The sequence below is a fragment of the Granulicella mallensis genome, assembly GCF_014203225.1.
Taxonomy (GTDB): Bacteria; Acidobacteriota; Terriglobia; order Terriglobales; family Acidobacteriaceae; genus Granulicella; species Granulicella mallensis_A.
Window position 1 is genome coordinate 23,155 of sequence record NZ_JACHIO010000014.1, and the last position, 21,567, is coordinate 44,721.

Below are 21,567 nucleotides of genomic sequence, written 5' to 3' on the forward strand. Positions count from 1 at the left end.
TAATGTCCTTTCTATATCTACCTTCTAGTTGATAGGTTAATGAAGCACAAAACTCTTTGTTAGATCGCGAACCGGTCGGCCTTGGCTCCGCGCTCAGCCAGGAGTCGATGGGCCACATCCATCATCCGCTCTGCAGTACCGCTTATATTTCATATGACTACCTACTAGTAGGTTTGGTTACAAAGTTTTTCCGGATGATCGCGGCGATTCATCGCAGACGCCCACCAAAGAGCGTCGTAACCGTCTTGTGCGGCCCGACTTTCTCTTCCGACCCATTAAACTGCTGAATAGACTTCTCTACGGCCTGCTCCCGCATCCAAGCAGGAATGCCTGTCAGCAAATCCACGCCTTTGTTTGCGATAATGACTAAGACAATAAGAGTTGCTGTGTAAGCACCAGCGGCTCCCTCGCCTGCCTGTGTAACTTCGCCCTTGCGGCATTTTGGCCTTATCCCACTCCCCATGCAGGACCTTATATATGCAGCTATGGACCGACTATGAAGGCGTCACGATAGACGGCGTTTTCCCCTTGAAAAAACTGCTGATGCCCGAGGGCCGCAGCGCGTTCTACACCACCGCCGGGCTCACCGGCGAGCCAACCGTGCTGCGCCTCATCGAGTGCCACTTCGATGAGGAGGAGATTCTTGCCCGTTGGCGTTGCGTGGAGGCGTTGAACCATCCAAACTTCCTCAAGTTCGAGCGCTTCGGCCAGACCGAGCTCGATGGCCGCCCGGTCGTCTATGCCGTCCTGGAGAAGGTGGACACGAATCTTGCCGAGGTCCTTGACCAGGGCCACCTGACGGTCGAGGATGTGGCGCAGCTGGCATCCAGTCTGGTGGCAGCGCTCGATGTGCTGCACACCCATGGCTTTATTCACGAGCACATCAAGCCGCGCAATATCTTTGCCTTGAGCAACGTAGTCAAATTGCGCAGCGACTGCATCCGCGAAGCGCCGGAGGGAGAGGAAGGCCGCATCGCGAAGCAGCGCGACGTGCGCGATCTCGCAACCGTGCTCCTCCAGGCACTGACTCAACGGAAATCCGTCGAGGGCATTCCCGATTCCGCCCTGCCTCCGCCGTTCGGCCAGATCATCCGCAACGGACTCGATGGCACATGGGGGCTGGAGAACATAAAGACCGCTCTCGAACACCAGTTTGGTTCGAATCAACCTGCAGCCCAGCCTACAGCCCCAAAATCGGAGAATGCGGTTCCGGCAACGACAGCCGTAGCCGAGCAGAAGGCTCCAGGGACTGCGGGTGCTGCCGCCAAGCAGTCCGTGCGGCCCGAGGCACAGCTCCCCCTCCCTCTCCTCAAGGAGGACCGGGATGCGGGATCTGCCCGCGCAACCGCCCGCAAAGATACCTGGGACCCCAAAGCTACCCAGAACGACGGTCAGAGCCTCTCGCTGGGCTCCCGTCGGCTTGGTGCCGGCATTGTTGCTATTCTCCTGCTTCTTTCCTTATGGGGACTTGCGCACCATCGGAACAAAGCCCAGCAGGCTGCTGTCGTTTCACAACCAGCCGCGCAATCAGTGGAACAGACCGTAGCCAGCCCTGCTCCTAAGCCCGTCACGGCGGATTTGCCGCCCGCGAGCCTCCCCGCATCAGCTGGCTCTCGCGCCGACTGGCGCGTGATCACCTTCACCTACAACCGCAGGACAGACGCGGAAAAGAAGGTTTCCGACCTGGCACATAGCCATCCTGAACTGGAGCCGGAGGTCTTTACCCCCAGCGGGCATGCTCCATTCCTGGTTTCCATCGGCAAGAGCATGGACCGGGACGCCGCCTACGCCCTTGCCCGCCACTCTCGTTCCCTGGGGCTACCGCGCGACACGTACGCGCAGAATTACAGCCGTTAACCAGCCTTTTCAGGCGCCATGCAGAGGATGACTCCGATCATCTGCATGGCGCCTGATACGCAGGATCAGGTGAAGTGTCGGCGGCATGCTATCTAGAGCAAATCTCCGAAGCGGCAGACCAAACGGCCCTGCCGACGCTAAAGCCCACGACACCGCTTCGGCTCGTCAGAGCTGGTTCGAAGTGGCGCGTCCACGGAAGTTGGTTGTCTACGCGATTAGTGTGGCGTTGGGGTCATGGGAGGAGTTGAAGACTTTTTTGCGGGCGACTTCGCTACAGTTTCTGGCGATATATTGGGTACCATCGGCTGTTCGTTTGCATTTGTCTCTGTGGCAGTCTGAGCCACACTGTCCCAGGTGCCGGGCTGCCTGCCGTCGAGCCACTTCAACACATCTTCGTAATTGGGTCCGCTTTCTCCATCGGAGGCCGAGCGCTTGATCTCGTTGCGCTGCCGCGGAGTCAGAGACCAGTTCAAAGGATCGGTTCCGGTGCTGTTACTTCGTTCATCCGCGATGACGACATGGTGGAGCTGGAGCCGGTTACCGTATGCCTGTCGCAACACCTCCAGCGAAGCGCGATTGCGCGAGGTGACGCTCTCGTGTCCTGCCTCCCAGAGGCCTTGGAGCGGTGCCGTCAGCTGCGTCAGCAGATCTCCCGTGCCAGTCTGACTTTGTGGGACGGGCTGGAACGAGCGAAAGGTCTTGACCGACTCGGCAGGATCATAAGCATCGTTCCTGATTTCGATCAGCACGACACGAACGCGTTTTCCGGGTAAGCCTGGCGTGCCTTGCCAGCGCTTCTTCAAGGCTGCCAAGGCAGCATAATTGCCCTTGTCTTCTGTTTTGCCTGATCCCTGCTCAGGGTCGTCCAGTGCGTAGCGCAGGAACTCCAGCACCGAAGCTGTGCCGTCGTTGTCGTAATACCCGCCATCGATGAAGTGCGTCGCATTGCGACCGTAGACATCCGGGAAACGGGCAGCGGAGGAGACGTAAGGGAAGGTCGCGGATAGCTGTGCCGCGGTTGGTAGCGGCAGATCCGGGTAACGCGGATCGTCTTCGCTTCCAAGATCGGTGTCTCCGTAGACCTGAAGGAAAGACTCCGCGGGCAGGGCCTCCTTCTCTCCGATCGCGTAACGAGGAAGCTGATAGTTGGCGAGCAGAAAACGGTCTCCGTATTCAGCCGTGGTCGTATTCATCGTGAAGGCTGGAAAGAGCTGCCTTGTGAAGCCCATGCCGCTCAGGTTCAGCGCTTTGTTCTCGTTTTTTTCATTGTCTGCATCCCGGGTGATGAAATCGAGTGTGATCCATTTGGAAACTGGGTGACTCCAATCAACGGCTTTGTCGTTCCAGGTGCTGACGCAGTAATCATCGGTCAAATTGCGGCTGAATCCCCTCCGGAGGGCCCAGGTCCGATCCTTTCCCATCGGGGAGCTCAGCAGATCGTCGACTCCTGTTGCGGAGGCGGTGGCCAGAGGGATGGGGAAGAAGGCAGCCACAGGCAGATCATGGTAAATCAGCCCCCAACTGATGGCCTCCAGGCTGGAGCAGGATGCGCTGATAGGGATCGAGGAGAAGTCACGACGGGAGCGTCGGAGTTGGTCCACGTAACTCATGAAGCCTGTGCTGCCGCCGGAGACTGTACTCGCCAGCAGCATGTGTTCATACAGGTGTTGCCCAGGCCACTGCTTGGACACGTGCCATTCAAGCTGGGCGAGAACGGATGCGGTCCATGCAGAGGCATGCAGACCGCCGCCTGTAGCCGTGACGATGATGAGTGGCTGATCAAGATCTCCTTCCGGTCCATACCAGTCGTCAAGGATCTCAGCCGGTGTTTTTTGCAGTGTTTTCTTAGACGTGAGGCTGACCGAAAGGTAGTGCTCTTCGCGTCCCTGTTCTACGTGCAGCCACCGCTCTACATTGCGCGGAAGAATGACAAACACCACAAAGAGGGTTGTCACGGGTACACGATAGCGATCGAGAAAGAAAGCCAGGCCGTCCAACAACCAGAAAAAGACGAGTACCGCAATCGTAATAGAGGCGAGGGCGGGGAAACGCTCTGCATCCGTGATGACATACAGGAGCGGAAAAACCAGCGTGTACAGACCAATGACAATGGCGGCACCTCGGAGGACAAACTTCGACGTCGCGTCTGTTGCGCCGCTCTGCAGGAGTAGCGCGATGACTGTGCCTCCCATCAGAAAGATGAGTGCCACACCTGCCCATGCCCATCGTGTAGGAACAGGTGCCGTCATCGGCCAGAGGGCGAGATAGATGAAGAAGAATCCGATCGCGGCCAGCACAGAGAAGAACGTTCCTTCGTAGAGGTTGTTTCCGCCCGGCTGCACATATCCTGGCAATTGCAATCTTGTGACGAACGAACGAAACCCCACGGCAAGCCTGGCCTCTCGCCGTAATATCTTTGGAACCGCCGACCCTGCTGTCTCGACGGTATCCAGGTCTACGTCGCTGCTTGGAGACGGCAACAGAAACCAGGAACGCGGCATCAAGATCGTCCGAGCTGCGTTCTTACCCAGAATGACCTTGCCCCGTGACGTGTTGGCCGCCGCGTCATAGATGTACAGGATGTAATAGAGCAGGTTTAACGGCCACCAAAAGATGAAAGCCAGTACAGTTCCGATCGCTAGACCGAGACATATCTGCCGGCCGTCCACCGATTCACTCGTTCCAAAATTGAACAGGTAGATGAATCCAAAGAGCGACGGAAATGTAGCCAAGACGATGGCCCAGTGCTCATTTCGGCCCCGGTTGTTGCGTAGCAAACTGATGATCCAACTGGGCGGACCGTCATCATTGAAGCGCTCGGCACCGTTGATTGCGATCACGCGCATGCCAATCAATGCAACAAAGCCCGTACAGATCAGAAAAAAACCGATACAGACGTATTGAGGGATTGTCTCGGCTACCATCAGCCCGCTGCTCAGGCTCTTCAACCCCGTCGAATTTATGGCAGCCATGATCATCGGAAACAGCCAAAGCAGAAGGCTGAATCTTGAAAAGTAGAGATATCGTAACGCGCGAGACAGACCCTTCATATGAAAGACTCCCGGAGAAATTCTCTGTGTGGGGGCCCTAATAAGTATTGCGTCAGATGTAGCTGGAAAGGATGCGGTCATCCTACAGCAAGGTATTGAGTACGGCAACTGGATTTGTTATACGGAGCTATCGACCGGCCCCGCTTCGGCTCTCATTGGCGTTCCCGACGTCCGCTAAGCCCAACTTTCTCCCTCAACCCGGTAAACTACTTGGATGGACGTTCTCTACGGCCTGCACCCGGTGGAAGAGGCCATTCGCGCGGGCATGCGGCAACTTGACCATGTAAGCGTCGCCCGCGAGCGAGAGGCCCGCCGCGATGCCCGTCTGGACGCGGTTCTTGACCTCTGCCGGGCCGCAGGCATCCGCGTCAACACCGAGTCACGCGACCAGCTCACACGCCACGCCAAGACCGACGCCCACCAGGGCATCGTCGCCTTCCTGCGGGAGCGCAAGTTTCTCGCGCTCGAAGACCTGCTGAACGCACCCCCCGGGCCGACCGGCTTCCGGTTCTTTCTCGCACTCGATGGCGTCGAGGACCCGCACAACCTCGGCGCGCTGCTGCGCTCCGCGGATGGTTCCGGGATCGACGGCGTCATCGTGCCGGAGCGGCGATCCGCGCCCTTGAGCGCGACGGTCGCCAAGAGCTCTGCAGGGGCCTCCGAACACGTGCGCATCGCGCAGGTCGTCAACATTACGCGCGCCCTGGAGACGATGAAGAAGCACAACGTCTGGATCGTCGGCCTCGACGAGCGCGGAACCCCCGACTACACCGACTTCGACTTTCGCCAGGACTGCTGCCTCGTTCTGGGCAGCGAGGGCTCGGGCCTGCACGAGCTGGTAAAGCGCACCTGCGACCACCTGCTGCGCATCCCGATGGCGGGCAGCGTCTCGTCGTTAAACGTGTCCGTAGCCGGCGCGGTCGTCATGTACGAGGCGATGCGTCAGCGCCGCTCCGGTGCGGTTCAGACCCCGGCTGCGTCCAAAACACAGAAGCCTCGTAAAGGTTTGGGATCGTGAGGAGTCATTGACTTTGAGTTTGAAACGACTGCCACGCGCTTTGGCGGCGACGCTTGCGCTGGCTGGTCTGGGCCTTGCCGGCACCACCTACGCGCAAACAACCACCCCTGCACCACCGCCCGCCACGCAGGCCACTCCGGATCAGCCCGCTCCCCCCAAGGGTGAGGTCCTCTTCCAGAGCCACGGCACTCCCCCCGATGCGACGCCTGAATCCGAGGCCAACGGGCGCACGGTTCTCGCCAAGCCCGAGGAGAAGCCTTCCGGGCCGGAGCTGACCGACCTCGAACGCTCGGCCATTACCTTTACAGCCTACGATCTCGACGCGCGCCTCACTCCCGCCAGCTCGTCGCTGACCGTTCGCGCAGGCCTCACACTGCGTAACGACGGCGACAAGCCGCTGACGCGCCTCGCGCTCCAGATCTCCTCGACGCTCAACTGGCTGGGCGCTACGCTGATCTCGAACACCGGTACCCAGAAGCTTGAACTGGCACAGCATCTGATCGACACCGACGCCGATCACACCGGCAAAGCGCAGGAGGTGATTATCACCCTGCCTGCTCCGCTCGCCCCCGGCAAATCGATCACCTTGAACACGGTCTATTCCGGAACGGTCGAGGCCAGCGGCGGCCGCCTGGAGCGCATCGGCGCGACGCACGAGCAGGCACTCTCCACCGATTGGGACGCCATCTCCACCACGACCATCGCGTTGCGCGGCTTCGGCAATGTGCTCTGGTATCCCGTCGCCTCGCCCCAGCTCTTTCTCGGCGACGGTGCGCAGCTCTTCAACGCCGTCGGCCGCATGAAGCTGCGGGAATCGGCCGCAACGATCCATCTGCGGCTGTCCGTCGAGTACACCGGCGAGCCACCGGTTGCAGCCTACTTCTGCGGACGCCGCCAGGCCTTCCATGCCTTGAGCGACAGCGCCGATACTCCTACTGCTGCAGGTACGGGCATTGCAACGGCGGACTTTGCCGCTGAACCCCTGGGCTTCCGCATGCCCAGCCTGTTCCAGGTCGCGCATGCGGAGACGATGACCGCTTCGCTGACAGAGCCCTCCGATTCACCAGCGGCTCCTGCAACGACGCCCGATGCCGACTCCAGCTCGTCCTCCAGTTCCTCTTCAAGCTCGTCATCGAGCTCATCATCGAATTCCGCCGGGGCTCCTGCCCCGGCAAGTTCCAATGCCATTGCTGCGAGCCACGGCCCAGGCGACTCGCTGCTCGCGGTCGAGAGTAACGACGACGGCTCGCTGCCGCCGCTTGCTGCCTCGGCACAGCACATCGCTCCGCTGCTGGAAGAGTGGTTCGGACCGAAGCCGCTGTCGTCCCTGACGATTCTCGATAACCCCGGGCAGCCGTTCGAGGATGGCCCGCTGCTGGTCGCTCCCATCTCCGCGCTGGCCGCTTCAACGGCCTCTCCGGCGCTGGCACATAGCCTTACCCACGCGTGGGTGCAGACCGGCCAGCCGTGGATGGATGAGGGCCTGGCACAGTTTTTCAGCCTGTTGTGGATCGAGCACGAGCAGGGCCGCGATGCCGCCATCGCACAACTGACCACCCTGATGCAGCCGGTGTCGATCGCCGAACCAGGCATCGAGCCCAACGAGCCCGCTCCGGTGGGCGAGCCGCTGGTCTCGGCAACCTCAGAACTCTACTTCCGCCGCAAGGCCGCAGCGGTCTGGTGGATGCTGCGCGGCATCGTCGGCGACAAGCCGCTGCAGGCCGCGCTGCAAGCGTGGCGCACACGCACTCCGGGGAACACGACGCCCGAGCAGGACGTGCGCGCCTTCGAGGCGCTGCTGGAGAAGACACCGAAAGGCCCGATCGACCTGCGCTGGTTCTTCGACGACTGGGTGCTGCATGATCGCGGCCTGCCCGATCTCGCGATCACCGACGTAACACCGCGGTTGCTGCCGGCAGGCCAGGGCCACAGTGCGGGCTGGCTGGTGGCAGTCACCATACATAACGATGGCGCTGCCGGTGTCCAAATCCCTATCACGATCCGCTCCGGGACCTACAGTACGACCTCTCAAGTGCGGGTGGCGGGATTTGCCGATGCAACAGCGCGCGTCCTGGTGGAAGCTCCTCCTACCGAGGTCTGGGTGAACGACGGCAGCACGCCCGAACTACGCACCTCGCTGCACCGGCGCGACGTTGTCGTCCACGCTCAATAGTCACTTCACGCAAAGAGGCAGCCCTCAAAACTCCGTAGTGCGCTGGGTCTTTAGTTCGTTGAAAAAACCAGCGTTGGCCATAGCGCGAAGCGCAAACCGTGACACTTTAGCGTCGCGGGTCGGAGGGAGCCGTAGCCTTTAGGCTACGGAATAAGGGGCAGGCGAGAATCGGGCTTTAACCCCGGGCCCTTTGTCCGCAGCCGAAAGAAGGCCCGGGCCTAAAGGCCACACCTTTGCTAACCCTCTATTTCCGTAGCCTAAAGGCTACGGTTCCCTCCGTCTCCCTGATGCTGAAGCATCAGGGAAGGCGCTTCGCGCTGTGCTGAAAAAACCATCATCCTTCGACGAACGAATAACTCACTCCACTCTTGTGGAGTTTGCGGGGACGTAGTTAGCCTGCTCGCGTCAGTCATTATTTATATTCATGTCACGAAATATATTTATTTACCCTTAACTTCTAATAAAAAGCGCCCACCTTTTCTATTCGTTTCTTCCCATAAATCACCGCTGTTTAGTAGTAAACGTATTCCCCGCTGCTGCGTGGGAACGACAGCGGTTTTAGTTGTGTGCTAGAAATTATCTTCGGATAAAAGCTCCGAAAGATTGTCCGGCAAAAAAAACGCGACCTGCACAGCGAGGTCTGGGTTCTCCAGGAAGCACTCCGCGATCAGTGTTTGCGACAGAGAAAAAGGGACGGTATATTTCAGTGAATCGAAGAGTTGTGCACGCGGCAGCATTGGCATTATTGATGGGCGGCTTTTCCGCTTCGGCACAAAGTCCGTCGCCTGCCGGGACCAAGACTTCACTGCTGCCCTACCAGGACACGACGCTGCCCGCGGAGCAGCGGGCAGCCGACCTGGTGGGACGCCTGACACTTGATGAGAAGGCCGCGCAGCTGGTCACCAGTGCGCCGGGAATCCCGCGGCTTGGCGTTCCAGCGTATGACTTCTGGAGTGAAGGCCTTCACGGTATCGCACGCTCCGGCTATGCGACGCTGTTCCCGCAGGCCGTGGGCATGGCGGCGACCTTCGATGAGCCGCTGCTTCACCAGATCGGCGTGGTCATCTCCACGGAGGCGCGCGCCAAGTACAACGATGCGGTCGCGCACGACCTGCGCTCCATCTTCTATGGGCTGACGATCTGGTCGCCGAACATCAACATCTTTCGCGACCCTCGCTGGGGGCGCGGACAGGAGACCTACGGCGAAGATCCTTTTCTGACGGCACGCCTCGGGACCGCCTTCGTCGAGGGCCTGCAGGGCGACGACCCCAACTACTATCGCGCTATCGGAACGCCAAAGCACTTCGCCGTGCACAGCGGCCCGGAGAGCGAGCGCCACCGCTTCAACGCCGACCCGAGCCCGCACGATCTATGGGACACATACCTTCCCGCATTCCGCGCCACCATCGTCGAAGGCAAGGCCGGCAGCATCATGTGCGCGTACAACGCCATCGAAGGCAAGCCGGCGTGCGCCAGCGATCTGCTGCTGGACGAGGTCCTCCGGAAGGACTGGGCCTTCAAGGGGTTTGTCACCTCCGACTGCGGCGCGATCGACAACTTCTTCGAGAAGGACGGACATCACTACTCCAAGGATGCGGAACAATCCTCGGTCGACGGCATTCGCGCCGGCACCGACACCAATTGCGGAGACACCTATCGAAACCTCGCCAGCGCCGTACGCAAGGGAATGATTCAAGAGAGCGAGCTCGATGTTCCGCTGCGCCGCCTGTTTCTCGCGCGATTCAAGCTGGGCCTCTTCGACCCTCCGTCCCAGGTAAAGTACGCGGCCATGCCCATCACGGAAAACATGTCCTCCTCGCATACCGAGTTGGCGCTGCAGGCCGCGCGTGAAGCGGTGGTCCTGCTGAAGAACGAGCATCACACGCTGCCGCTGGATGCTCGCGTAAAGACCATCGCAGTGATCGGGCCCAACGCCTCCTCGCTGATCTCCCTCGAAGGCAACTACAACGCGATCCCCAAAGACCCCGTAATGCCGGTCGATGGCATCGCCCGTGAATTCAGGGACGCGAAGGTGCTGTATGCGCAGGGATCTCCCTATGCCGAGGGCGTCGCGCTGGTGATTCCAAGAACGCAGTTTCGTACCGCGCAGGACTCGCAGGAGCAAGGTCTGAAGGCCGAGTACTTCAACAACGACAGCCTGCAAGGCACGCCGGCGTTCACGCGTGTAGATCGCCAGATCGACTTCGACTGGGACGGAGCATCGCCTGTCCCCTCCCTCAGCATGAAGGCCTTCTCCGTACGCTGGAGCGGCACGCTGCAGGTGCCTGTAGCTGGTGATTACCTCATCGCTCCACACATCACGCACTTTTGGAATGGCGATGCCGTGGAGAAATTCACCCTTAAATTCGACGGCAAAGACATGGGCTCTTCAGCGGTCAAGCTGCACTTCGAGGATACCCGGCCGCACGCGATTGAGATGACATACTCGCATAAGGCAGAGCTCTTCGGCGGAGAGCTTTCGCTGCGATGGACTCCACCGGTCGAGCCCTTACGCGCGCAGGCGATGGAAGCGGTAAAGCAGGCAGATGCCGTCGTCGCCTTCGTTGGGCTGTCTCCTGAATTGGAAGGCGAGGAGATGGACGTGCACATCCCAGGCTTCTCCGGCGGCGACCGCACCGATCTCGTTCTGCCTGCCGCACAGCAGCAACTGCTGGAAGCCGCCAAGGCGAGCGGCAAGCCGCTGGTCGTGGTGCTGCTCAATGGCTCGGCGCTGGCCGTGAACTGGGCACAGGAGCATGCCGACGCCATCCTCGAAGCATGGTACCCAGGACAGGCTGGAGCCCAGGCGATTGCGGAAACGTTGAGCGGCAAAAACAATCCCAGCGGACGCTTGCCGGTTACCTTCTATCGCAGCGTGAACGACCTGCCGCCCTTCACCGATTACGCAATGACGAACCGCACCTATCGTTACTTCAAGGGCAAACCGCTGTATGAGTTTGGGTATGGCCTGAGCTACTCGACCTTCAGCTACTCCAATGTGCACTTGAGCAAGGAGCGCCTCGATGCCGGTGACACGCTGCGCGTGGAAGCCGATGTAAAGAACACCAGCACGCTCGCAGGCGATGAGGTAGCAGAGCTATATCTCACACCTCCACAGAATGGTGTCTATCCTCTGCGGTCCCTGGAGGGCTTTGAGCATGTACACCTTCTTCCCGGACAGAGCAAACATGTGAGCTTTACGCTCAATCCGCGCCAGCTGTCTGAGGTAGATGAGAAGGGTGTGCGCGCCGTACGGGCAGGGGTGTATTCCGTCAGTGTCGGTGGAGGCCAGCCAGGAGTCAGCAAGGATCTTTCGGCTCAGTTCACGATCGAGGGTATGCGGGAGTTACCGCGGTAAGATCGTTCTTTAGCAAGTTGCTTGTGTTGTCTTGTTGTTGTTTTTCTTGTTGTCATTCCCGCAGGGAATCTGCTGTCTGCCGGCCCAGCACTGATAGCTTGCGAGGCGTCGCCAGAGGGAAACGGTTCGAATCATGCCCTGTCCCTCTCGGCCCCTGCGAAGAGCAGCCAGGGTACGAACAAGCAGCAGATTCCCTGCGGGAATGACAACAAGAAAAGCAAATACGTGGTTCGTCGGTATTTCAGACACTACTTAAGGCAGCCGCACCACCAGGCCAAGGCCGAACTGCTGCACCGTCTGAGCGTTGGAATGAAACACCGCACTCAGGCGCCCGATTCCGTACTCGCCGCGCAGCGAGATATGGGGCACGAGGGTATAGTCGGCGCCAAACTGAAACTGGCTGGCGAAGCTGCCTGTGTTGAAGCCATAGTTCGTGCCGCCGCCGCCGATCTCAGCCTGCGCATAGGGCTGAAGGATGGGAGAACGCAGCGCCAGCCGCACTCCCACAAGCCCTTCATGAAGATGGCCGCTGCCGGACGACTGTGTCTCATAACGCACATCGCCGCCAAAGTTCAGCGGGCCGACACGCGCAAAGTTGTCATAGAGCCCAAAGGTTCCGCCACCAGCGGTCAGACTTCCGGTAGACGTTGTTCCATTGGGATTGCTGGCGATATCGACGCCGCCAATATGGCCGATGCTGCCCATCGCGTAAAGTCCATACTGCTGCGCCTTCGCGGCCACAGACGTCAGTGCAACGCACAACAGGCAGAGCCATAGGCAGTGTTTTGTGATGAAAGTGCTCATGGCAGGGCCCCCAGCGGCGAGAAACGCCGATGTTAGATTAACGCGGTGTAATCAGGAAAAGTCGCGCAGGGAAACCAAGGAGGTACCTGGTTGTTCAAGACCCTGCGACAGGGATTTACCCGCGTCCTCTACCGCGAAGAAGCGATCTGCGCTGCAACCCGCATCATGCTGTTCTGATGAACACGAATGAACCCCGAGCGCGAACTGTCGAGATCGAGGATGAGTGCAAAAACAACGCCGACAACAACAGGCAGAATCACGAGCAGCCTCTTCGACCGCGATGTAATGCTGATCGCGACCAGCGCGCTGGAAACAAAGGCCATGAACAGCAGGATGGCCCACGCCGGGGAAGGAATGCGATTCTCGAGCGCGGCGGTACGCTTCTCCGTGACATCGATCGTGTCGTTGAGGGATGAGAGAAGTAGAGCGCTGACGGGATCACGGCGAGCTGACGCATCCCCGGCTGCGATCTTCCAAATCTGCTCCTGCAGCTCACCGCTTTGGGTGAGGCTGCGCTGTATCGCCTGGGCATCCGTTCCAGCGGCAACAAAGTTCAGGCGTACAGGCACGTACTGCTGAAGCAACTGCCGCTCAGCTGTACGTGCAGGTTCCGGCAGCGTATCGGTGCGCAGCCAGGTAGTGCCGATGGCGTTGGCCTCTTCCACCTCCAACTGTTTGCGGAGATCGTAGCGGTTAACGGCCATCGCAAAGCTGAAGCCCAGCAGCAGCGCAAACAGCCCCAGCACCGCTCCTTCAAGCGCCTTGAAAGATCCCGCATCCCGCGCAACAGCCTCCGCTCTCCGAACGCGAACCCAGGCACCCAACAGGCTCCCGAGGAACAGAAAGAGAATGACAAAGGGACAGAAGAGAAGAGGATGGTCCAGCAGAGTCAGCATGGCCGAAGTGTACAACTGTCGATTCACTTGGAGCTTCAGGTTCGTGGGACACCACCTCACCCTTCCCCAAAATGACGATAATGGTCATCTCGGAGGTGGTGATGGCAAGCTGGAGCGTAGCAGACGCAAAAGCGAAGTTCAGCGAGGTTCTCGAAACCGCGCGAAGCAAAGGACCCCAGGAGATTACGAGGAGCGGCAAGCCTGTTGCGGTCCTGGTCAGCTTCGACGAGTGGAAGCAGCGACAATACGAAGAGCAGCCGAAGGAATCGCTCGTCGATTTCCTCCTATGTCCACCGCATGATGGTACCGACGTCGAGTTCCCGCGCATGAAGGGTAAACCCCGCGTGGTGCGCTTTTGAGAGACCTGCTCGATACGGATGTTATCTCGCAGACCACAAAGGCTTCCCCGCACACAGGAGTGCTCACATGACTTCGCGAGCGTCAGGATTCAGAGCTCTGGCTGAGTGCAATAACAATTGAGGAACTCCGTTTCGGCCTGGAGTTGCTGCCTAAGGGTAAGCGGCGGCGGGAGTTGGAGTCATGGCTCGAAGACCGTGTCCTTCATCGATTTGCAGGACGCATTCTTCCAGTTGAGGAGCGCGTTGCCGATAAGTGCAGCAGACTCTTCGCCGCGGCCAAACTGGCCGGTGACAATTTAGACATGGGCGATGTCTTTATTGCCGCGACAGCATCCGTTCACGATCTAAAAATTGCAACCTTGAACCGAAAACACTTCGACGGCTTGGGTGTGGAGTTGGTTAAATTCTAGCTTTTGGGCAATGACAAAGGCCACCCGCAGGGGTGGCCTTTGCTATTGCTTGTTACGCGAAGCGCATCCAGCGTACGCAGTACTAGTCGCCGGCTACGGTCTCTTCGATGTTGTTGACGACCTCAGCCTTGCTGGTGACGGGAGCCGCGGGCTTGATGCCGCCCAGGCCGCCGATCTCGCCGATTGCCACGAAGCCTGCGGGAGCTTCCGGCTCCTGGAGGATCTCCTTGCGATACAGCTTGGCCATGCGAGCGTTCTCGGCATCCTGCTTCAGCTTCGAGTCGCGAGCGCGAATCTTCTCTTCGCGCGCGTTCTTGGCGATACCGCTCTTGTCGAAGGTATCGTTCGCAGCCGAATCCACATGCTCCTGGTTCAGAACGAGGTCATACTTCGATTCCTTCTCGAGGCCAACCTTCTTGCCGCCCGCGAAGATCTCGTGACGGCCGTGCTCCTCATACCACTTGGTGAGCGACGAGGTCATGTGCATCTTCTCGATGATGTTGCGCCAGCCCACACCCGTGTTGTACGCGCAGAAGCTGATCTCGCCTTCCTGCGTTGCGTAAGGGATGATGCACTGCTCGGTGCGGCGGAAGTCGTAGTTGAAGAGATCCTGGAACCACATGCCGGCGATGAAGAGGAAGTTCCAACGGTCGGCGCGGCGCTTCTCGATGTCCGCCTGGGTGCGGTCGGCGGTAACCTTGCCGTAGTTGCGGCCGGTCGCGCCGAAGCACTTATCGAACTTGGTGAGCAGCGAGAAGATGCTGAAGTGGGTGGGAGCGTTCTTCGGCTCGTAGTTGCGGATGAGCGCAAGGCCGGCGCCCAGCATGGTCAGGTACTTGCCGCGGGCTGCGTCGTTGACGCGCGCGATATCCTTGGCCAGACGGTCGGCGTTGAGGAATGCCGTAACGGGCACGGCTTCCTTGGTTTCCTTGTCGATCATCAGCGCCATGCCGATGCCGCAGTTCGGGTGGCAGCCGCAGGAGAGCTGGCCCCAGTCGTGGTTCGGTCCGTGCACCAGGTCGGCCCAATCGCTGAAGGTCGACATGAAGCTGATGGGGAACCAGTCGCGAACGGGCTCGCCGAGACCGGTCTGGTTCTTGACGTCGTGTGCGAGATGGCTGAGCGTGTAACGCTGCGCCATGCGGCGCTCGTCCGAAACCTCTTCGTCGCGGCCCGTGAACGAGACCGGCTGGAAGCTGAGGAAGTTGATCTTCTTGGGGTTGTCGAGCGCGAACTCGATGATGCGGCCAACCTGCTCGTTGTTGATGCCGTTGATGATGCAGGTGACGGGGACGATATCCACACCAGCCTCATGCAGATTGTGGATCGCCTGGAGCTTCACGTCGAACGAGTTGCCAACCTTGCGGTGCGAGTTGGCGGCGTTACCGATACCGTCGAACTGCAGGTACGCGTAGCGAAGGCCCGCTTCAGCAGCAGCCTTCGAGAACTCCTTGGACTTCGCGAACTCGATGCCGTTGGTCGCAGCCTGCACCGAGGTGTAGCCGACCTTGCGAGCATAGGCCACCGCGTCGAGGAAGTAGGGGCTCAGTGTGGGCTCGCCGCCCGAGAACTGAACCGACATCTGGCGCTTGGGCTTGATCGTGACCGCGTTGTCGAGCATGGTCTTGATCTCGTCCCACGTGAGTTCGTGGACGAAGCCGACCTGGTTGGCATCCATGAAGCAGGGATCGCACATCATGTTGCAGCGGTTGGTGAGATCGATGGTGAGAACCGAACCGCGGCCGTGAGTGACGGTCGAGGTGCCGTGGTTGTGCAGCTTCTCATCGTTGTGGGCGCGAATGTCGCGGCCCGGGAAGACCTCTTCGAGGTGCTTGAAGAAGGCCGTGTCGATCGACATGACGTCTTCAAAGTGGCCGTGGATCGGGCAATCCTTGACCATCAGGATCTTGCCGTCGCGCTCGATGATCTGCGCCTTGATCTCGCCGACCTTCTCGTTGAGCAGGATCTCGTGGGGCAGCTTGCCGTCCACGATCTGCTGGCGAATCTCAGGCACGCACTTGGGGCAGAGCGAATCAGTGGTGCGGGGCCAGCCGAGGGGCGGCTTTTCCTTCTGGTAGGACTTCAGCAGGGGCTTATCGCTCCACTTGGGAGTAAAGCTCTTGTTGGGGCTGATCGAGTTCAGCTTGTTGAACACGCTCCAGCCAGCCTTAGCGGTGAGCACCACGCCTTTTTCAAAGAGCTTCGTTGCCTTTGCCATAACTTTTAATGTCTCCTGAGGGTTCGCCGCAGCCATTCTTGCGGCGACCATGTCATCTCTAAGCCTATACCGCTAACCCATGATCCGAGAAGTACTTTGCGGGTTTCCTGCCTTAGAAATCAAAGACACGGTTCCCCTGTACCGTTCAGCCTAGTGAAGGCTCCGAAGGAAGTCCTCGGGAAAACAGCGAATGGCGATATTTTGCAGCGAACGGGGACAACCCCAGCCCCAGCGGACACCCCCCAAACGCCCGATTCCGACCCAGCCGGACAGCCGCCTTACACTGGTTGCATGCGCTACCGGATTGCCAGCCTCCTGTCTCTCGGTATCTCGCTCGGTCTGCAGGCCCAGACTGCAGACCAGAATCAGCCGGTAAACCAGAATCAGTTACCTGCTCCAACCCTTCAGGTGCAGTCGCAGCTTGTGCTCGTACCCACCACCGTCGAGACCGGCAAGGGCGATATGGTCTACGGGCTCAAGGCCTCGCAGTTCCTCACCAAAGATAACGGCGTCCACCAGGACGTTCAGCTGGAAGATGCCGGGAACGATGCCCGGCCTCTTTCGCTCGTCGTCGTGGTGCAGTGCTCGCGTTCCGCGGAGCGTGAGTTCCCGAAGCTGCGCGGGGTAGCGACAATGGTCTCGGCGCTGGTCGGGGGAGCCCCGACCGACACCGCCGTCGTGCAGTTCGGCACCGGCGAAGAGCTGCTCTCGGGCTTCACCCGCGACCCCGCCGCACGGGAGAGGGCCTTGAACAGGCTGGCACCGTGCAGCGATGACGAAGACACGATCTTCGATGCCGTCGACTACGCCAACACCCTGCTCGATAGTCGCAAGACACCAGGCCGCCGCGTCATCCTGCTCATCAGCGAGACCCGAGACCACGGCAGCGAGACCAAACCCATGGATGTAATCCGCGCGCTGGGACGCACGAATACTGTGGTGGACACCGTGTCGTTCTCCCCAGCCAAATCACAACTGATCGATGAGGGGGAGCATGGTCCCCCGCCAGGCGCCACCACCAATTGGCTTGCCTTGGTGGTGATGGCGGTCGAGGCCGCGCGCACGAACGCTCCGAAGGAGTTTGCCGGCCTTTCGGGCGGCGAATACATCAACTTCACCACGCAGCACGGCTTCGACCGCAGCCTGAACACGCTGGCCAATCATGTTCACAACTACTACCTGTTGAGCTTTGTGCCCAGGTTTCCGGCAGACGCTTCGGGAAGCAGTGCCGCGTCACCGGGACTGCACAGCCTCAGCGTGAAGATTCCCGACTATCCCTCAGCGACGGTCCGCCACCGCGAATCGTACTGGGCCAATGACATTGAACCTGCGAAGTGATGCCAGCAGGTTTCCGGCCTCCTCTGCAACCAACGCTCTCATTGTTTTCCCGCATCTGAATCCTTGAATCTGTACAGAAAACGCTGCAAAACAACCGCAGCTACGGGAGAGACGCTTTTCATGCCTTGGGGTACGACTGCCAGAACTGCTGCATGCATCGCCCTGGTAGCGACGACGATGGCCGCTACAACTTCCTCCGAACCGTTGCCTTCGCAACTGGCTGGCACCTGGCGAATTACGCGAGTGCTACCCACAAAGAACACAGCCTGCTGGAGCGACGAACAGGCGCGTCCCCTCGTCGGTTCTACGTTGACGTATCGCGCCAATGCCATGCGCTGGCGGGGCGGCCAGGTGCCACTGGAAGACATCAACACGCGCCAGGTAACGGACAGGGAGTTCCGCAAGGAGAACGCCGGCGCGGACTTCGAACAGCTCGGCATTCATTCGCCGAAGGTGCTGGAGGTGGATCTGCAGCACGAGGATGCCGACATTACCGGGGCTTCGACCGAGGTGCCTGGGGACTCGGTTCTGCTGGCTGGGCCTGGACGTATTGTTGTCAGCGCCTGCGGGGTTTACTTTGAGGCGATGCGGGGTGGTGCGGGGCGAGGGGCTGCGCGTAAGTAGTTCTGTCGGAGAAGCGGTTTTGTCTTTGCTTTTCTGGTTTGTCATTCCGAGCGTAGCGAGTGAATCTGCTTCCTCCCGTTTTTTTGCCCGGATCGCTCCAACTGTTCTGCGTTGGCCAATGTACATCGCACCTGCATTCTCGTCGCTACGATCGAAGAACGGGAGGAAGCAGATTCACTCGTTTCACTCGGAATGACAAACCAGAAAAGCAAAGACAAGGGCTACGACAACTGCAAAATCAACTGCAGCCGTCATCCCATCACTGTCTCAGCTCCACCAGCGTCGCACCCTGACCACCCTCGTTATACGGCGGCTCCGTCACCGAAGCCACATGGGGATGGTTCTTCAGAAACGTCCGCAGCGTGCGGCGCAAAACACCCATGCCGACACCGTGCACCACGCGGATACTCGGCAGTCCCGCCAGGAACGCGCGCTCCACAAACCGCTCGACCTCGCTCTCGGCCTCGTCGGCGGTTCGGCCGATCACGTTGATCTCCGACGTCATGTACTCCGCGTCGTCCGAACCGGTCGAGGTGGAGACCGTGACGCCGCCACGCCTGCGCGCGCCCTGCACCGGGGTCTCCTTCGCAACGGCGACCACCTCCGCTACATCGCTGCGCGGCACGCGCATCTTCATCGCGCCAACCGTGACCTCCAGCGTCTTGGCATCGATGACCCGCGCCACACGCCCCTCGCGGCCCAGCGACTTCAACCGCACGAGATCGCCCACCGAAGGCTCGCGCTGGCGGTCCGCCGTCTTCTTCTGGCTGCCGGGGTCGTTCTCGCTGGTGTGCGTAGCCACCGTCGATTGAAACTGCGCCGAAAACTCGCGTCGCAACTGCGCAATTCGCAGCGCCGAATCGCGAGCGATCTTCTGCGCGACAGTCTTGTCGTCGATGGCCTTCACCGTGTCGCGAAGCTGGGACTCGAAGTCCTCGATCAGCGACTTCAGTTGCCGCTCCAGCTCGCGCGTTCGTGCCTGCTGCTCCGCGCGGCCTTCGGTGGCCAGCTTCAAACGCTCCGCATTCAACTTCTTCTGCAACTCCGCGAGGCCTTCGCGCTCGTCTTTGGCTGTCGCAAGCTGCGCGTGCAGTTCGTCGAGAAAGCGACCGATATCGATCTGCTGCGTCGTCATCTGCGCACGGGCATTCGCCACGATCGCCGGGTCCAGCCCCAGCCGCGCCGCAATGTTCAGTCCTGCCGAAGCTCCCGGCACGCCAAGCCGCAGTTCATAGGTCGGAGCCAGCCGCGCTTCGTCAAAACCTACCGCTGCATTCAGCACGCCCTCATGCTTGGTCGCATAGACCTTGAGCGAGGTGAGATGCGTCGTGATGAGGCACCACGCGCGCTGCATGAGAAAGTGCTCGGCCACCGCGACAGCCAGCGCGGCGCCCTCTTCGGGATCGGTCGCTGAACCCAGCTCGTCAAGCAGGACCAGGGAAGTATCGTCAGCCACGCGCGCGATGCGGTTCACATTGACCACGTGCGCCGAGAAGGTCGAGAGGTTCTGCTCGATCGACTGCGCATCGCCGATGTCGGCATAGATCGCCGTGAACAGTGGCAGCTTCGCGCGCGCCGCAGGCACCGGCAGGCCCGCCTGGGCCATCAGCGCGAGCAGTCCCGCCGTCTTCAGTGCAACCGTTTTGCCGCCGGTGTTCGGTCCACTGACGATCATCTGCCGCATGCCCAGCGGCAGGGCAATCGTCAGCGGCACAATGGCGGCATCCTGCTCGCGCAGCCGCAGCTCCAGAAGGGGATGCCGCGCCGCAGCCAGCTCGAACTCATAGCCCTCGTCCTCTTCGCTGGCCGCCTCTGCGGAGGCGAATGCCGGACGCACGCACTCCAGCAGCTCCGCGAAACGCGCTACCGCCTGGTGCGCGTCGGCCTGCGCGAGCACACCCGCGCCCAGCAGCAGAGCCTGCGCCTGCGCGGCGACTGCGCGGGTCATGGCCACGAGTATCCGATGTACCTCGGCCTGCTCTTCGTCGAGCAGCCGCACCAGCTCGTTGTTCTGCTCGATGGTCTCCATGGGCTCGACGAACACGGTCTGTCCGCTCGAACTCGACCCATGCACCACACCGCCGACCTTGCGCTTGAACTCCGCCTTGACGGGGATCACGAAGCGCTCTCCGCGCACGGTGATGAGCTCGTCCTGGGTGCTGCCGCTCTCCGAGAGCTTAGACAGGGCGCGACGCAGGCTGTCTTCAATCGCCCGATGCTGCCGTTCCATGGCACGCCGAATGCGCCGCAACTCCGGCGAGGCGTCGTCGCTCAAACTGCCGTCGGCTTCGATCTTGCCGCGTAAAAAGACCAGAAGATTGCCAAGATCGTGCATCAATAGCGGCGCTGAAAGCTCTTCGATAGCGGGCCACTTACCCTGCACTGCGCCCGGCGGGGCCAGCAGCACCTGCCGCCACGCCTCGACGCGCTCCGCTAACTCCAGCGCAGCCAGCAGTTCTGCCGGCTCCAGAGCCGAGCCTTCGATCCGGGCTTTGTCCAGGGTGACGGAGGGATCGAAGATGCCGTGAAACTGAAATCCGCCTCCGCCTGCTACCAGCCGGCGCATCTCTTCGGTACGCTGTTGCTGCCGTTCGATCCATGCCGGGTCGGCTGAGGGCTGCAGCGTCAGAACGCAGGCCCGCCCCAGCGACGACTGGGCACGTTCGGCAAGCTGTTGTTGCAGGTCTGCCCATTGCAACGCTTTCGCGCCGATCTCGGACAACGGATTCGGAGTTTGGGGCAGGAGTTCCACCTCTCTAGGATAGAGGCTCCCAGCGCTGACGCCGTGGTTTGCGGAACTGAAAGCGCGCGGATTGCGTAGATCATTCTGTGCGAGCCCGCAAGTGCCGGTTCGCGGAGGTTCACCCCATGCTTTGCCCCACCTGTGGAAACGATCTCGCCCAGGATGCGCGTTTTTGCACCCGCTGCGGCGCCCAGACAGGTCTTCCGTCACAACCCGGCTCCCCCACTCAGCCCTTCTCGGGTTATGGAGCGCCTCTTCCTTACACCCGCGTCGGCAACCACATCCAGACGCTTGGCACGCTCTGGCTCATCTATGCCGCCGTCCGGTTCATGACCAAGCTCGCGGGTCTGTTCTTCCTTCATGGCATGTTCGGCCATCACGCCCACACCGACTGGATGTTCGGCAGCGGCCCCTTCAGCAACGCCTGGATGGCAGCCTTCTGGCCGATTGCGCTCACCTCGCTGATGGTCTCGGTTGCGCTCTGCCTGCTGACGGGCTATGCGCTCATCACACGCCAGCCCTGGGGCCGCGTCTTCGGCATTATCTTCGGAATCCTGGCGCTGTTTCACCCGTTCCTGGGCACGGCGCTCGGCATCTACACACTGTGGGTGCTGGCCCCGGGAGCCAGCGTCGTGGAGTACGAGGCGATCTCCCGCGCAACACCGCGAAGCTGAACGAAGCGAACGCTGCCGTTTGCAGTGACAAACGACAGCGTTCTT

General features: G+C 60.4%; 13 protein-coding genes and 1 pseudogene. 9 read left to right on the forward strand and 5 right to left on the reverse strand.

What is annotated here, in order from left to right; translation table 11 throughout:
- Positions 1 to 477 precede the first annotated feature (477 nt).
- A complete protein-coding gene (locus tag HDF15_RS16220; protein ID WP_184257378.1) occupies positions 478 to 1,857 on the forward strand; it encodes a protein kinase domain-containing protein in 1,380 nt (459 codons plus the stop codon).
- A 215-nt stretch (positions 1,858 to 2,072) separates the two neighbouring features.
- Here HDF15_RS16220 and HDF15_RS16225 read toward each other — a convergent pair whose 3' ends face one another.
- Positions 2,073 to 4,829 (reverse strand): hypothetical protein, encoded by a 2,757-nt coding sequence (locus tag HDF15_RS16225; protein ID WP_184257380.1) that lies wholly within the window; start codon positions 4,827 to 4,829, stop codon positions 2,073 to 2,075.
- Between the two features lie 292 nt (positions 4,830 to 5,121).
- On the opposite strand from HDF15_RS16225, the gene rlmB reads away from it, so the two are divergent.
- The 3 genes from rlmB (at position 5,122) to HDF15_RS16240 (ending at position 11,456) form a co-directional block, all read left to right on the forward strand.
- On the forward strand, positions 5,122 to 5,925 hold the full coding sequence (gene rlmB / locus HDF15_RS16230; protein WP_184257382.1) for a 23S rRNA (guanosine(2251)-2'-O)-methyltransferase RlmB: 804 nt from the start codon (positions 5,122 to 5,124) through the stop codon (positions 5,923 to 5,925).
- A 13-nt stretch (positions 5,926 to 5,938) separates the two neighbouring features.
- Complete coding sequence (locus HDF15_RS16235) at positions 5,939 to 8,098, forward strand: hypothetical protein (protein ID WP_184257384.1); 2,160 nt, start codon at positions 5,939 to 5,941, stop codon at positions 8,096 to 8,098.
- A gap of 706 nt (positions 8,099 to 8,804) precedes the next feature.
- Positions 8,805 to 11,456, forward strand: a complete 2,652-nt coding sequence (locus HDF15_RS16240) for a glycoside hydrolase family 3 C-terminal domain-containing protein (protein WP_184257386.1) — start codon at positions 8,805 to 8,807, stop codon at positions 11,454 to 11,456.
- 252 nt (positions 11,457 to 11,708) lie between these two features.
- Here HDF15_RS16240 and HDF15_RS16245 read toward each other — a convergent pair whose 3' ends face one another.
- Complete coding sequence (locus HDF15_RS16245; protein WP_184257388.1) at positions 11,709 to 12,260, reverse strand: outer membrane beta-barrel protein; 552 nt, start codon at positions 12,258 to 12,260, stop codon at positions 11,709 to 11,711.
- A gap of 128 nt (positions 12,261 to 12,388) precedes the next feature.
- Positions 12,389 to 13,183 (reverse strand): hypothetical protein, encoded by a 795-nt coding sequence (locus HDF15_RS16250; RefSeq protein WP_311733127.1) that lies wholly within the window; start codon positions 13,181 to 13,183, stop codon positions 12,389 to 12,391.
- 74 nt (positions 13,184 to 13,257) lie between these two features.
- Here HDF15_RS16250 and HDF15_RS16255 point away from each other — a divergent pair, with 74 nt between their 5' ends.
- Together HDF15_RS16255 and HDF15_RS16260 are read left to right on the forward strand one after the other, a co-directional pair.
- On the forward strand, positions 13,258 to 13,515 hold the full coding sequence (locus HDF15_RS16255) for a type II toxin-antitoxin system Phd/YefM family antitoxin (RefSeq protein WP_221314466.1): 258 nt from the start codon (positions 13,258 to 13,260) through the stop codon (positions 13,513 to 13,515).
- Between the two features lie 92 nt (positions 13,516 to 13,607).
- A pseudogene (locus tag HDF15_RS16260) lies at positions 13,608 to 13,925 on the forward strand (PIN domain-containing protein); the annotation flags it as partial.
- An 82-nt stretch (positions 13,926 to 14,007) separates the two neighbouring features.
- Here the strand turns inward: HDF15_RS16260 and HDF15_RS16265 are convergent.
- A complete protein-coding gene (locus HDF15_RS16265) occupies positions 14,008 to 16,143 on the reverse strand; it encodes a radical SAM protein (RefSeq protein ID WP_184257392.1) in 2,136 nt (711 codons plus the stop codon).
- A 291-nt stretch (positions 16,144 to 16,434) separates the two neighbouring features.
- Here HDF15_RS16265 and HDF15_RS16270 point away from each other — a divergent pair, with 291 nt between their 5' ends.
- Both HDF15_RS16270 and HDF15_RS16275 read left to right on the forward strand, forming a co-directional pair.
- Positions 16,435 to 17,481, forward strand: a complete 1,047-nt coding sequence (locus tag HDF15_RS16270; RefSeq protein WP_221314467.1) for a VWA domain-containing protein — start codon at positions 16,435 to 16,437, stop codon at positions 17,479 to 17,481.
- 120 nt (positions 17,482 to 17,601) lie between these two features.
- A complete protein-coding gene (locus HDF15_RS16275) occupies positions 17,602 to 18,105 on the forward strand; it encodes a hypothetical protein (protein ID WP_184257394.1) in 504 nt (167 codons plus the stop codon).
- 259 nt (positions 18,106 to 18,364) lie between these two features.
- Here HDF15_RS16275 and HDF15_RS16280 read toward each other — a convergent pair whose 3' ends face one another.
- Complete coding sequence (locus HDF15_RS16280; protein WP_184257395.1) at positions 18,365 to 20,857, reverse strand: endonuclease MutS2; 2,493 nt, start codon at positions 20,855 to 20,857, stop codon at positions 18,365 to 18,367.
- Between the two features lie 116 nt (positions 20,858 to 20,973).
- On the opposite strand from HDF15_RS16280, the gene HDF15_RS16285 reads away from it, so the two are divergent.
- On the forward strand, positions 20,974 to 21,522 hold the full coding sequence (locus HDF15_RS16285; RefSeq protein ID WP_184257397.1) for a zinc ribbon domain-containing protein: 549 nt from the start codon (positions 20,974 to 20,976) through the stop codon (positions 21,520 to 21,522).
- The last annotated feature ends 45 nt before the right edge of the window (positions 21,523 to 21,567 follow it).

Coding starts and splice junctions, on each gene's coding strand:
- HDF15_RS16220 (WP_184257378.1), top strand. CDS start 478: ATGCAGCTATGGACCGACTATGAAGGCGTCACGATAGACGGCGTTTTC.
- HDF15_RS16225 (WP_184257380.1), bottom strand. CDS start 4,829: ATGGCTGCCATAAATTCGACGGGGTTGAAGAGCCTGAGCAGCGGGCTG.
- rlmB (WP_184257382.1), top strand. CDS start 5,122: ATGGACGTTCTCTACGGCCTGCACCCGGTGGAAGAGGCCATTCGCGCG.
- HDF15_RS16245 (WP_184257388.1), bottom strand. CDS start 12,260: ATGAGCACTTTCATCACAAAACACTGCCTATGGCTCTGCCTGTTGTGC.
- HDF15_RS16255 (WP_221314466.1), top strand. CDS start 13,258: ATGGCAAGCTGGAGCGTAGCAGACGCAAAAGCGAAGTTCAGCGAGGTT.
- HDF15_RS16265 (WP_184257392.1), bottom strand. CDS start 16,143: ATGGCAAAGGCAACGAAGCTCTTTGAAAAAGGCGTGGTGCTCACCGCT.
- HDF15_RS16270 (WP_221314467.1), top strand. CDS start 16,435: ATGCGCTACCGGATTGCCAGCCTCCTGTCTCTCGGTATCTCGCTCGGT.
- HDF15_RS16275 (WP_184257394.1), top strand. CDS start 17,602: ATGCCTTGGGGTACGACTGCCAGAACTGCTGCATGCATCGCCCTGGTA.
- HDF15_RS16285 (WP_184257397.1), top strand. CDS start 20,974: ATGCTTTGCCCCACCTGTGGAAACGATCTCGCCCAGGATGCGCGTTTT.